The sequence below is a fragment of the Pseudomonas sp. KU26590 genome (assembly GCF_026153515.1).
In the GTDB taxonomy this organism is placed as follows: Bacteria; Pseudomonadota; Gammaproteobacteria; order Pseudomonadales; family Pseudomonadaceae; genus Aquipseudomonas.
The window spans coordinates 5332353-5344645 of record NZ_CP110644.1 but is presented as its reverse complement, the minus strand read 5'-3'; the positions used below and the strand labels follow the sequence as shown (position 1 = coordinate 5344645).

The following is a 12293-nucleotide window of genomic DNA, read 5'->3' as shown; positions in this document are numbered from 1 at the left end:
GTCGGTTCAGGCAGTAATGTTTTCTATAATTCGCACGCAATGTGGGCTTCAACGCACCGCTAGATCGGTACCCGGAGAGCAGCGATGAGCGCGCTATACATGATTGTCGGCACCCTGGTTGCGCTGGGCGTACTGGTGACGTTTCACGAATTCGGCCACTTCTGGGTGGCACGTCGCTGTGGCGTCAAGGTCCTGCGTTTTTCGGTGGGCTTTGGCATGCCGTTGCTGCGCTGGAGTGATCGCCAAGGCACCGAATACGTCGTGGCGGCGATTCCGCTCGGCGGCTACGTGAAAATGCTCGACGAACGGGAGGGCGACGTCCCACCCGAACTGGCCGATCAATCCTTCAACCGTAAGTCGGTCTATCAGCGAATCGCCATCGTGATTGCCGGACCGATTGCCAACTTTCTGCTGGCGATTGTATTTTTCTGGGTACTCGCGATGTTGGGCAGCCAACAGGTCCGGCCTGTCGTGGGCGGCGTCGAGCCAGGCAGTATCGCGGAAAAGGCCGGAATGAGTTCCGGCCAGGAAATCGTGTCGGTGGACGGCGAGGCTGTCACCGGATGGGCGGGCGTTAACTTGCAACTGGTGCGTCGCCTGGGTGAGAGCGGCAGCATCGCGTTGAAGGTTCGCGAGCAGGGTTCTGACGTGGAAACGCCGCGTTCGCTGGTGCTCAACGACTGGCTCAAGGGCGCAGCCGAGCCGGACCCGATTCGCTCTCTGGGTATTCGCCCGTGGCGTCCGGCCCTGCCGCCGGTGTTGGCAGAGCTCGATCCTAAAGGCCCCGCACAAACCGCCGGGTTGAAAACCGGCGACCGCCTGCTGGCCCTTAATGGTGAAGCGGTCGACGAATGGCAAAAGGTGGTGGACTGGGTTCGTGTGCACCCCGATACGCGTATTTCCGTGAGCGTCGAGCGCGATGGCGCTCGGCTGGATGTGCCCGTCGATCTGGTGACACGGGGCGAAGGCACTGCGGCGACCGGTTATCTCGGCGCAGGTGTCAAAGGCGTGGATTGGCCGCCGGAGATGTTGCGCGAGGTCAGCTATGGGCCTGTAGCCGCCGTCGCAGAAGGCGCGCGGCGTACCTGGACCATGAGCGTGCTGACCCTCGATTCGCTCAAGAAAATGTTGTTCGGCGAGCTCTCGGTAAAAAACTTGAGCGGACCGATAACCATTGCTAAAGTGGCGGGCGCTTCGGCCCAGTCAGGCGTAGGTGACTTCCTGAATTTCCTCGCTTATCTGAGCATAAGCCTGGGTGTTCTCAATTTGCTGCCCATACCAGTGCTGGATGGGGGGCACTTGCTGTTTTATCTGATCGAGTGGGCGCGTGGTCGACCACTGTCAGAGAAGGTGCAGGGCTGGGGGGTTCAGATCGGTATCAGTCTGGTGGTCGGAGTGATGTTGCTCGCACTGGTCAACGATCTGGGACGACTGTAAAAGCTACGCCGAATTGTGAATCTGCCGCATTTTGCGGCAGTTTGTTTATTGCCAGTTGGAATAAGAAAGGACTTCATGAAACGTCTGCTGCTAACTGCGGTTCTTGCCGTACTGATGATCGCCGAAGTTCACGCCGAGTCCTTCACTATCTCCGATATCCGTGTCAACGGTCTGCAGCGGGTTTCCGCCGGCAGCGTGTTTGGCGCGCTGCCGTTGAATGTGGGTGAACAGGCCGATGATGGGCGTCTTGTCGACGCCACTCGCGCGCTGTTCAAAACCGGATTTTTCCAGGACATCCAGCTGGGCCGCGACGGCAACGTCCTGGTCATCACAGTTGTCGAGCGTCCGTCGGTTTCGAGTATCGAGATCGAAGGCAACAAAGCGATCACCACTGAGGACCTGATGAAGGGTCTGAAGCAGTCGGGTCTGGCCGAAGGCGAAATCTTCCAGCGCGCCACGCTGGAAGGCGTGCGCAACGAGCTGCAACGTCAGTACGTTGCACAGGGCCGCTATTCCGCAGAAGTCGCGACTGAAGTCGTCGCGCAGCCGCGTAACCGTGTGGGTCTGAAGATCAACATCAACGAAGGCGCGGTCGCCGCCATCCAGCACATCAACGTGGTGGGCAACTCGGTTTTTCCTGAAGCCGATCTGGTCGATCTTTTTGAGTTGAAAACCACCAACTGGCTTTCCTTCTTCAAGAACGACGACAAGTACGCCCGTGAAAAACTCTCCGGCGACCTGGAACGTCTGCGTTCGTACTACCTCGATCGCGGCTATATCAACATGGATATCGCCTCGACCCAGGTGTCCATCACGCCCGACAAGAAAAGCGTGTACATCACCGTCAACATCCATGAAGGCGAGAAGTACAGCGTCAAGTCGGTCAAGCTGAGTGGCGACCTGAAGGTCCCTGAAGACCAGGTCAAATCGCTGCTGCTGGTCAAACCGGGCCAGGTGTTCTCCCGCAAGGTGATGACCACCACGTCCGAGCTGATCACCCGTCGTCTGGGTAACGAGGGTTATACCTTCGCCAACGTCAACGGTGTTCCGACGCCGAACGATGAAGACCATACGGTCGACATCATGTTTGTCGTCGATCCGGGCAAGCGTGCCTACGTCAACCGCATCAACTTCCGTGGCAACACCAAGACAGCGGACGAAGTGCTGCGTCGCGAAATGCGCCAGATGGAAGGCGGTTGGGCATCTACTTACCTGATCGACCAGTCCAAGACCCGTCTTGACCGTCTGGGCTTCTTCAAGGAAGTGAACGTTGAAACCCCGGCGGTGCCTGGCACCGACGATCAGGTGGACGTGAATTACGCCGTTGAAGAGCAGGCGTCCGGTTCGATCACCGCCAGCGTCGGCTTTGCGCAGAGCGCCGGTCTGATCCTCGGCGGCTCCATCAGCCAGAACAACTTCCTGGGTACGGGTAACAAGGTCAGCATCGGTCTGACCAAAAGCGAATACCAGACCCGTTACAACTTCAGTTACGTCGATCCGTACTTCACGCCGGACGGTGTGAGCCTTGGCTACAGCGCGTTCTACCGCAAGACCGACTACAGCGACCTCGACGTCGACGTGGCGAGCTACTCGGTGGACAGCCTGGGTGGCGGCATCAACATGGGCTACCCGATCAGCGAGACCTCTCGCCTGAACTTCGGCCTGTCGGTACAGAAAGATGAAATCAGTACCGGTAAGTACACGGTTGACGAGATCTTCGACTTCATCGACAAAGAAGGCGACAGCTTCACCAACTTCAAGGCATCGGTAGGCTGGTCCGAGTCGACGCTGAACAAAGGTACCCTGCCGACCCGTGGCAGCTCCCAGAGCCTGACCCTGGAAACCACCATTCCGGGCAGCGACCTGTCGTTCTACAAGCTTGATTATCGCGGTCAGCTGTTCCACCCGATCACCAATAACTACACCCTGCGTCTGCACTCTGAGCTGGGTTACGGCGACGGTTATGGTTCGACGTCCGGTCTGCCGTTCTATGAGAACTACTACGCCGGCGGCTTCAACTCGGTGCGTGGCTTCAAAGACAGCACCTTGGGCCCACGCAGTACGCCGAGTAGCGGCAAGCGCGGCACCACCGCTGACCCGGATCAGGATCCGCTGCCGTTCGGTGGTAACGTTCTGATCACCGGTGGTGCGGAAATCCTGTTCCCGCTGCCGTTCATCAAGGACCAGCGTTCGCTGCGTACCTCGATCTTCTGGGACGTGGGTAACACCTTCAATACCAACTGCGGTTCGCAGAAGACCACGACCGATGGTCAGAAGGTCGAATGCAACGGCCCTGATCTTTCCGGCCTGGCCAGCTCCGTCGGTGTCGGCGTGACATGGGTCACTGCACTGGGTCCGTTGAGTTTTGCCCTGGCGATGCCGGTCAAGAAACCGGACGACAGCACCGAAACCCAGGTCTTCCAATTCTCTCTCGGTCAGACCTTCTAAGGGTCTGATCACTGCTAATGACAACGGATTCTGTAGGAGTTACATCGTGCGTAAGTTGACCCAATTGGCATTGCTGGCAACGGTTCTGATCGCAGGCCCGGCATTTGCTGATATGAAAATCGCAGTACTGAACTACCAGATGGCTCTGCTCGAATCCGACGCAGCCAAGCGGTACGCAGTGGATGCCGAGAAAAAATTCGGTCCTCAGCTGACCAAGCTGAAAGCGCTGGAAAGCAGCGCCAAAGGTATTCAGGATCGTCTGGTCGCCGGTGGCGACAAAATGGCCCAGCCTGAGCGTGAGCGTCTGGAACTGGACTTCAAGCAAAAGGCACGTGACTTCCAGTTCCAGTCCAAAGAGCTGAACGAAGCCAAGGCTGTTGCTGACCGCGACATGCTCAAGCAACTCAAGCCGAAGCTGGATCAGGCGGTAGAAGAAGTCATCAAGAAAGGCGGCTTTGACCTGGTGTTCGAGCGCGGTGCCGTGATTGACGTCAAGCCGCAATATGACGTCACTCGCCAGGTTATCGAGCGCATGAATCAGCTGAAGTAAGTTAATGACCGCGACCATCACACTCGGCCAATTGGCCGAGTTCCTCGGCGCCACCTTGCGTGGCCCGGCGGACAAGCAAATCACAGGACTGGCAACCTTGCAGGAAGCCGGTCCTGATCAGGTCAGTTTTCTGGCCAATCCTCAGTACCGAAAATTCCTCGCGACCACCCAGGCCGCTGCCGTGCTGCTCAAGCCGGCGGATGCTGAAGGGTATGCCGCCGACGCGTTGCTGGTGCCTGATCCGTACCTGGCTTACGCCCGTATTTCCCATTTGTTCGATCCCAAGCCCAAGGCTGCCGTCGGTGTACATCCGACGGCCGTGGTGGCGGCGGACGCGTTCGTCGACCCGGCGGCCAGTGTGGGTGCTTATGCGGTCATCGAGAGCGGCGCACGGATTGCGGCCGGTGTGACCATTGGCGCCCATTGCTTCATCGGTGCACGCAGCGTGATTGGCGAGGGCGGCTGGCTTGCCCCGCGCGTCACGCTGTATCACGACGTCCGGATCGGGCAGCGTGTGGTCATCCAGTCCGGTGCGGTGTTGGGCGGTGAAGGTTTTGGTTTCGCCAACGAGAAAGGCGTCTGGCAGAAGATTGCGCAGATTGGCGGCGTGACCATCGGTGACGATGTCGAGATTGGCGTGAACACCGCCATCGACCGCGGCGCCATGGATGACACCCGCATCGGCAATGGCGTGAAGCTGGATAACCAGATTCAGATCGCTCACAACGTCCAGATCGGCGACCACACGGCCATGGCCGCGTGCGTCGGCATCTCGGGCAGCGCCAAGATCGGCAAGCATTGCATGCTCGCCGGCGGTGTCGGGCTGGTGGGGCATATCGAGATTTGCGACCGGGTTTTCATCACCGGCATGACCATGGTCACCCGGTCGATTACCGAGCCCGGCTCGTATTCTTCGGGGACGGCGATGCAGCCGGCTGCGGAGTGGCGCAAGAGCGCGGCACGCATGCGTCACCTCGATGACATGGCGCGACGCCTGCAGCACCTGGAAAAGATTGTCGAGGCAGTGACCTCAGGCGGTAAAGCTTCATCTGATGGCTGATACTTTTTTCTTATCAAGCGTGCACAGCCGATAAACTGCCTCCTTGATTTGCTAGAGGAGTGACGCGCGTTAGTCGCGCACTCCCAATCTTTACTACAGGCTTCCCTTCGAAATGATGGACATCAACGAAATCCGCGAATATCTGCCGCACCGTTACCCGTTCCTGCTTGTGGATCGTGTGGTGGAGCTGGATGTCGAGACCAAAAGCATTCGTGCCTACAAGAATGTCAGCATCAACGAGCCTTTCTTCAACGGTCACTTTCCTCAGCACCCCATCATGCCGGGCGTGCTGATTATCGAGGCCATGGCTCAAGCTGCCGGCATCCTGGGCTTCAAGATGCTCGATGTGAAGCCTGCCGATGGCACCCTGTATTACTTCGTCGGCTCCGACAAACTGCGCTTCCGCCAGCCAGTGCTGCCGGGCGACCAGTTGATCCTCGAAGCGAAGTTCCTGAGCTGCAAGCGGCAGATCTGGAAGTTCGAATGTCAGGCATCGGTGGATGGCAAGCCGGTCTGCTCGGCTGAAATCATCTGTGCGGAACGCAAACTATGAGTTTGATTGACTCTCGCGCAATCATCGATCCGACGGCCGTGCTGGCCGACAATGTGGAGGTCGGCCCATGGTCGATCGTCGGACCTGGTGTGGAAATCGGCGAGGGTACAGTGATCGGTCCGCATGTGATCCTGCGCGGCCCGACCAAAATCGGCAAACACAACCACATCTACCAGTTTTCTTCGGTGGGTGAGGACACGCCTGATCTGAAATACAAAGGTGAAGCGACGCGTCTGGTTATCGGTGACCACAACGTCATCCGTGAAGGCGTGACGATCCACCGTGGCACCATCCAGGACCGTGCGGAAACCACCCTCGGTGACCACAACCTGATCATGGCCTACGCGCACATCGGTCATGACAGCGTCATCGGCAATCACTGCATTCTGGTCAACAACACCGCATTGGCCGGCCATGTGCACGTCGACGACTGGGCCATTCTGTCCGGGTTCACCCTGGTGCATCAGTACTGCCACATCGGCGCACACAGCTTTTCCGGCATGGGCACTGCCATCGGCAAGGACGTTCCGGCGTTCGTCACCGTGTTCGGCAACCCGGCCGAAGCCCGCAGCATGAACTTTGAAGGCATGCGCCGTCGGGGCTTCTCCGAGGAAGCGATCCATGCATTGCGCCGCGCCTACAAGACCGTCTACCGTCAGGGCCTGACCGTGGAGCAGGCGATCGTCGAGCTGAGCGAACCCGCTGCGCAGTTCCCTGAAGTCGAGCTGTTCCTCAAGTCCATCCAGTCTTCGACTCGCGGCATCACCCGCTGACCATGGCACGCTTGCGTATTGCCCTGGTCGCCGGAGAGGCGTCCGGCGACATTCTCGGCTCTGGCTTGATGCGTGCGATCAAGGCGCGGCATCCGGACGCCGAATTCATCGGTGTCGGCGGACCGCTCATGGAAGCCCAGGGCATGACGTCGTATTTCCCGATGGAGCGCCTATCGGTCATGGGCCTCGTGGAAGTGCTGGGTCGCCTGAAAGAGCTGCTCGCCCGTCGCAAGTTGCTGATTCAGACCCTCATCGACGAAAAGCCCGACGTGTTCATCGGCATCGATGCCCCGGACTTCACCCTCAATATCGAGCTCAAGCTGCGTCAGGCCGGCATCAAGACCGTTCATTACGTCAGCCCGTCCGTGTGGGCGTGGCGGCAGAAGCGTGTCCTGAAGATCCGCGAAGGTTGCGACCTGATGCTGACCTTGCTGCCGTTCGAGGCCCGTTTCTATGAGGAGCAGGGCGTACCGGTGCGCTTTGTCGGGCATCCGTTGGCCGACACCATTCCACTGCAGGCCGATCAACGGGCCGCGCGCGCTGAACTTGGGTTTGGCGAAGGCCCGGTGGTGGCGTTGATGCCGGGCAGTCGCGGTGGCGAAGTCGGCCGCCTCGGTGCGCTGTTTTTCGACGCGGCCGAGCGTTTGCTGGCCGCGCGTCCCGACATCCGTTTCGTGCTGCCCTGTGCCAGCCCTCAGCGCCGTGAACAGATCGAGCAATTGCTGCAGGGGCGCGATCTTCCGCTGACGCTGCTCGACGGCCAGTCCCACGTGGCGCTGGCCGCGTGCGATGCCGTGCTGATTGCTTCCGGGACCGCGACCCTCGAAGCACTGCTGTACAAACGACCGATGGTGGTTGCCTATCGTCTGGCGCCACTGACTTACTGGATACTCAAGCGGATGGTGAAGAGCCCGTACGTGTCGCTGCCGAACCTGCTGGCCCAGCGTTTGCTGGTTCCGGAGCTTCTGCAGGACGCCGCGACCGCCGAGGCCCTGGCGCAGACGCTGTTGCCGTTGCTGGACAACGGTGACGCACAGACGGCCGGCTTCGACGCGATTCACCGAACCTTGCGTCGCGATGCCTCCAATCAGGCCGCCGAGGCGGTGTTGAACCTGATTGGCGCATCGCCTTCACAATGAGCAGGCAATCAATGCAAATGGGTCTGGACTTCAACCTTGTCGAAGAACTGGTCGCCGGTGTCGACGAAGTCGGCCGCGGCCCACTGTGTGGCGCCGTTGTCACTGCGGCGGTCATCCTCGACCCCAAGCGCCCGATTCTGGGCCTGAATGATTCGAAGAAACTCACCGAAGCCAAACGCGAAAGGCTTTTCGACGAGATCTGCGAGAAGGCGCTGTGCTGGCATATAGCGCGGGCCGAAGTCGAAGAGATCGATGAGCTGAACATTCTTCACGCCACCATGCTGGCAATGAAGCGCGCGGTAGAAGGCTTGATCATCACGCCGAAACTGGCGCTGATCGACGGCAACCGCTGCCCGCAGCTGTCGGTGCCCAGCGCGCCGGTCATTCAGGGCGATGCCCACGTACCGGCGATTGCTGCCGCCTCGATTCTGGCCAAAGTCAGTCGCGACCGGGAAATGGCGCGCATGGAGCTGCTTTATCCGGGTTACGGCATCGGCGGCCACAAGGGTTATCCGACGGCCGTGCACCTTGAGGCCTTGGCGCGTTTGGGGCCGACGCCCATTCACCGGCGTTCATTTGGGCCGGTCCGTCAGGCCTGGGCGGCGCGGGACATGTTGATCTCGACCGGCTTCACGTCGCTGCCACTCAGTTGATCGCAGGCTGATGTTTTTCTGAATGGCCGGTACAATCCGGCCTTCGTTTTTTGTGCACCATAGGATCAACCATGCCGGCTTCTTTCGTTCATCTACGCCTGCACACCGAATACTCCCTCGTTGATGGTCTGGTCCGAGTAAAACCGTTGGTCAAAACGCTGGCGGCCCTGAACATGCCGGCCGTGGCGGTGACCGACCAACACAACATGTGTTCGTTGGTGAAATTCTATAAAGCCGCCATGGGCGCCGGCATCAAGCCAATCTGCGGCGCCGACATCTGGCTGGCCGGACGCGACCGCGATGCCCCGCTCAGTCGTTTGAGCCTGCTGGTGATGAACCCCAAAGGCTACCTCAACCTCACCGAACTGATTTCCCGTGGCTTCATGCATGGCCAGCGCAATGGCCTGGTGGTGATCGAGCGCGAGTGGGTGGCCGAGGCCAGCGAAGGGCTGATTGCCCTGTCTGCGGCGAAAGAAGGCGAGATTGGCATGGCCCTGCTCGGTGGCAACCCGGCGGAAGCTGATGAATTGCTGAAGGAGTGGCTCACGGTTTTTCCGGACCGCTTCTACATCGAAGTCCAGCGCACCAACCGTATCAATGACGAAGAACACCTGCACGCCGCCGTCGCCCTGGCCGAGCGCCATGGCGTGCCGCTGGTTGCCAGCAACGACGTGCGCTTCATCAAGCAGGAAGATTTCGAAGCCCACGAAACCCGCGTGTGCATCGGTGAAGGCCGGGCCCTGGACGATCCGCGCCGCTCGCACAACTACAGCGATCAGCAGTACCTGAAGAGTGCGGAGGAGATGGCCGAGCTGTTCAGCGATCTGCCCGACGCCCTCGCCAACACCGTCGAGATTGCCAAGCGCTGCAACATCGACGTCAAGCTGGGCACGCACTTTTTGCCCAACTTCCCGATCCCCGATGGCATGACCATCGACGAGTATTTCCGCAAGGTGTCCTTCGAGGGGCTGGAAGAGCGCCTTGCCGTGCTCTGGCCGAAAGAGACCACGCCGGACTACGAGGCCAAGCGACAGCTCTATGTCGACCGCCTGAATTTCGAGCTGGATATCATCATCCAGATGGGCTTCCCCGGTTACTTCCTGATCGTGATGGACTTCATCCAGTGGGCCAAGAGCAACGGCGTGCCGGTGGGTCCGGGCCGGGGGTCGGGTGCCGGCTCGCTGGTGGCCTACGTGCAGAAGATCACCGACCTCGACCCGCTGGAATACGACCTGCTGTTCGAACGTTTCCTTAACCCCGAGCGGGTCTCCATGCCCGACTTCGACGTCGACTTCTGCATGGACGGCCGCGATCGGGTCATCGAGTACGTGGCAGAAAAATACGGCCGCAACGCGGTCAGCCAGATCATCACCTTTGGTTCCATGGCCGCGAAGGCGGTGGTCCGGGACGTGGCGCGGGTGCAGGGCAAGTCCTACGGATTGGCTGATCGTCTGTCAAAGATGATCCCTTTCGAAGTCGGCATGACCCTGGAAAAAGCCTACGAGCAGGAAGAGATCCTGCGCGACTTCCTCAAGGTGGATGAGGAAGCGGCAGAAATCTGGGAAATGGCGCGCAAGCTCGAAGGCGTTGTGCGTAACGTCGGCAAGCACGCCGGCGGCGTGGTCATCGCGCCGACCAAGCTGACCGACTTCTCGGCGATCTACTGCGATGAAGAAGGCGGCGGCCTGGTCACCCAGTTCGACAAGGATGACGTCGAGGCGGCCGGTCTGGTGAAGTTCGACTTCCTGGGTCTGCGTACCCTGACCATCATCGACTGGGCACTGAAGACGATTAACCGCGAACGCGCCAAGGTCGACGAAGAGCCCCTCGACATCGCGTTCATCCCGCTGGACGACATGCCGACCTACGAGCTGCTGCAGCGCGCCGAAACCACGGCCGTCTTCCAGCTTGAATCCCGCGGCATGAAAGAGCTGATCAAAAAGCTCAAGCCCGACTGCCTGGAAGACTTGATCGCACTGGTGGCGCTGTTCCGCCCCGGTCCGTTGCAATCGGGCATGGTCGACGACTTCATCAACCGCAAGCACGGTCGTGCGGAGCTGTCGTACCCCCACGTCGACTACCAGTACGAAGGCCTCAAGCCGGTGCTTGCGCCGACGTACGGCATCATCCTGTATCAGGAACAGGTGATGCAGATTGCCCAGGTCATGGCCGGCTACACCCTCGGCGGCGCCGACATGCTGCGTCGTGCGATGGGCAAGAAGAAGCCCGAGGAAATGGCCAAGCAGCGCGGCGGTTTCATCGACGGCTGCAAGACCAACAATATCGACCCGGACCTGGCCGGTAACATTTTCGACCTGGTGGAAAAATTCGCCGGTTACGGTTTCAACAAGTCGCACTCGGCCGCCTACGGGCTGGTGTCCTACCAGACCGCCTGGCTCAAGCGCCACTACCCGGCGCCGTTCATGGCAGCGGTGCTTTCAGCGGACATGCACAACACCGACAAGGTCGTGACCTTGATCGAGGAAGTGCGGATCATGAAGCTGCGCCTTGATGCGCCGGACGTGAACAACTCCGAGTTCAAGTTCACCGTGAACGACGACGGCCGTATCGTCTATGGCCTCGGCGCGATCAAGGGCGTCGGCGAAGGCCCGGTGGAAGCGATCACCGAAGCGCGTCAGGAAGGCCCGTTCGCCGACCTGTTCGATTTCTGCGCCCGCATCGACCTCAAGCGCGTCAACAAGCGCACCCTCGACGGCCTGATCCGCAGCGGTGCGCTGGATCGCCTGGGGCCGTTCTTCTACGACGAGCCGAAACAGTATCAAGCGAACATCGACCGCAACCGCGGTGTCCTGCTGGCCGCCCTCGAAGAAGCCATTCAGGCGGCCGAGCAGACCGCGCGCAGTCATGACAGCGGCCATGCCGATCTCTTCGGTGGCCTGTTCGTCGAGGCCGACGCCGACGTTTACGCGAACCATCGCAGCGCCAAAGAGGTCACGCTCAAGGAGCGGCTGCGTGGCGAAAAAGAAACCCTGGGCCTGTACCTGACCGGGCACCCAATCGACGAATACGAAGGCGAGATCCGCCGGTTCGCGCGTCAGCGCATCGTGGACCTCAAGCCCTCGCGGGAAACCCAGACGATCGCCGGTCTGATCATCGCGCTGCGGGTGATGAAGAACAAAAAGGGCGACAAGATGGGCTTCATCACCCTGGACGATCGTTCGGGGCGTATCGAAGCGTCGCTGTTTGCCGATTCGTTCCAGGCCGCCCAGTCGCTGCTGCAGACCGACGCCATGGTGGTGGTGGAAGGGGAGGTCAGTACCGACGATTTCTCCGGCGGCCTGCGGTTACGCGCCAAACGGGTGATGAGCCTGGAAGAAGCGCGTACCGGGCTGGCAGAGAGTCTGCGCCTGAACGTGCGTGCCGAAGCGCTCAAGGGCGACCGGCTGCGCTGGCTGGGCGAGCTGTGCAAGAAGCATCGCGGCGCGTGCCCGATCACCCTCGATTACACCGGGCAGGAAGCCAAGGCCCTGCTGCAGTTCGGCGAAGCGTGGCGGATCGATCCCGCAGACAGCCTGATTCAGGCGCTGCGTGACCAGTTCGGACGAGAGAACGTCTTCCTGCAGTATCGCTGACACCGATCAGCTCAACATTTTTGATTCGACACTTTAAACTCGACCGAAAGGCGCCCGCTCCATTATGGTATGGCGCTTATCGGATCA

Annotated in this window: 9 protein-coding genes; all 9 read left to right on the top strand. The window is 60.1% G+C overall.

Features of this window, described 5'->3' with window-relative positions; translation table 11 throughout:
* The first annotated feature begins 84 nt into the window (after positions 1 to 84).
* The gene (gene rseP, locus OKW98_RS23770) at positions 85 to 1437 is read left to right on the top strand and encodes an RIP metalloprotease RseP (protein WP_265386917.1); all 1353 of its coding nucleotides are present in this window, start codon (positions 85 to 87) and stop codon (positions 1435 to 1437) included.
* A 75-nt stretch (positions 1438 to 1512) separates the two neighbouring features.
* The gene (gene bamA / locus OKW98_RS23765) at positions 1513 to 3885 is read left to right on the top strand and encodes an outer membrane protein assembly factor BamA (RefSeq protein ID WP_265386916.1); all 2373 of its coding nucleotides are present in this window, start codon (positions 1513 to 1515) and stop codon (positions 3883 to 3885) included.
* A 46-nt stretch (positions 3886 to 3931) separates the two neighbouring features.
* A complete protein-coding gene (locus OKW98_RS23760) occupies positions 3932 to 4435 on the top strand; it encodes an OmpH family outer membrane protein (RefSeq protein ID WP_037014235.1) in 504 nt (167 codons plus the stop codon).
* A 4-nt stretch (positions 4436 to 4439) separates the two neighbouring features.
* Positions 4440 to 5495 carry a UDP-3-O-(3-hydroxymyristoyl)glucosamine N-acyltransferase gene (gene lpxD / locus OKW98_RS23755; RefSeq protein ID WP_265386915.1) on the top strand — a complete coding sequence of 352 codons (1056 nt, stop codon included), beginning with the start codon at positions 4440 to 4442 and terminating at the stop codon, positions 5493 to 5495.
* A 112-nt stretch (positions 5496 to 5607) separates the two neighbouring features.
* Entirely contained in the window at positions 5608 to 6048 is a 441-nt protein-coding gene (gene fabZ, locus OKW98_RS23750) for a 3-hydroxyacyl-ACP dehydratase FabZ (RefSeq protein WP_037014232.1), read from the top strand.
* Positions 6045 to 6821, top strand: coding sequence for an acyl-ACP--UDP-N-acetylglucosamine O-acyltransferase (gene lpxA / locus OKW98_RS23745; protein ID WP_192170831.1), 777 nt, complete (start codon positions 6045 to 6047; stop codon positions 6819 to 6821). The genes fabZ and lpxA overlap by 4 nt, the downstream gene beginning before the upstream one ends.
* Positions 6822 to 6823: 2 nt before the next feature.
* Positions 6824 to 7960, top strand: a complete 1137-nt coding sequence (gene lpxB, locus OKW98_RS23740; RefSeq protein WP_265386914.1) for a lipid-A-disaccharide synthase — start codon at positions 6824 to 6826, stop codon at positions 7958 to 7960.
* An 11-nt stretch (positions 7961 to 7971) separates the two neighbouring features.
* Positions 7972 to 8613 (top strand): ribonuclease HII, encoded by a 642-nt coding sequence (gene rnhB / locus OKW98_RS23735; protein WP_265386913.1) that lies wholly within the window; start codon positions 7972 to 7974, stop codon positions 8611 to 8613.
* A gap of 71 nt (positions 8614 to 8684) precedes the next feature.
* Entirely contained in the window at positions 8685 to 12206 is a 3522-nt protein-coding gene (gene dnaE, locus OKW98_RS23730) for a DNA polymerase III subunit alpha (RefSeq protein ID WP_265386912.1), read from the top strand.
* Positions 12207 to 12293 lie beyond the last annotated feature (87 nt).

Excerpts from the sequence above, each read along its gene's own strand:
- rnhB (WP_265386913.1), top strand. The coding sequence starts at position 7,972 with ATGCAAATGGGTCTGGACTTCAACCTTGTCGAAGAACTGGTCGCCGGT.
- rseP (WP_265386917.1), top strand. The coding sequence starts at position 85 with ATGAGCGCGCTATACATGATTGTCGGCACCCTGGTTGCGCTGGGCGTA.
- lpxB (WP_265386914.1), top strand. The coding sequence starts at position 6,824 with ATGGCACGCTTGCGTATTGCCCTGGTCGCCGGAGAGGCGTCCGGCGAC.
- bamA (WP_265386916.1), top strand. The coding sequence starts at position 1,513 with ATGAAACGTCTGCTGCTAACTGCGGTTCTTGCCGTACTGATGATCGCC.
- lpxD (WP_265386915.1), top strand. The coding sequence starts at position 4,440 with ATGACCGCGACCATCACACTCGGCCAATTGGCCGAGTTCCTCGGCGCC.
- fabZ (WP_037014232.1), top strand. The coding sequence starts at position 5,608 with ATGATGGACATCAACGAAATCCGCGAATATCTGCCGCACCGTTACCCG.
- dnaE (WP_265386912.1), top strand. The coding sequence starts at position 8,685 with ATGCCGGCTTCTTTCGTTCATCTACGCCTGCACACCGAATACTCCCTC.
- lpxA (WP_192170831.1), top strand. The coding sequence starts at position 6,045 with ATGAGTTTGATTGACTCTCGCGCAATCATCGATCCGACGGCCGTGCTG.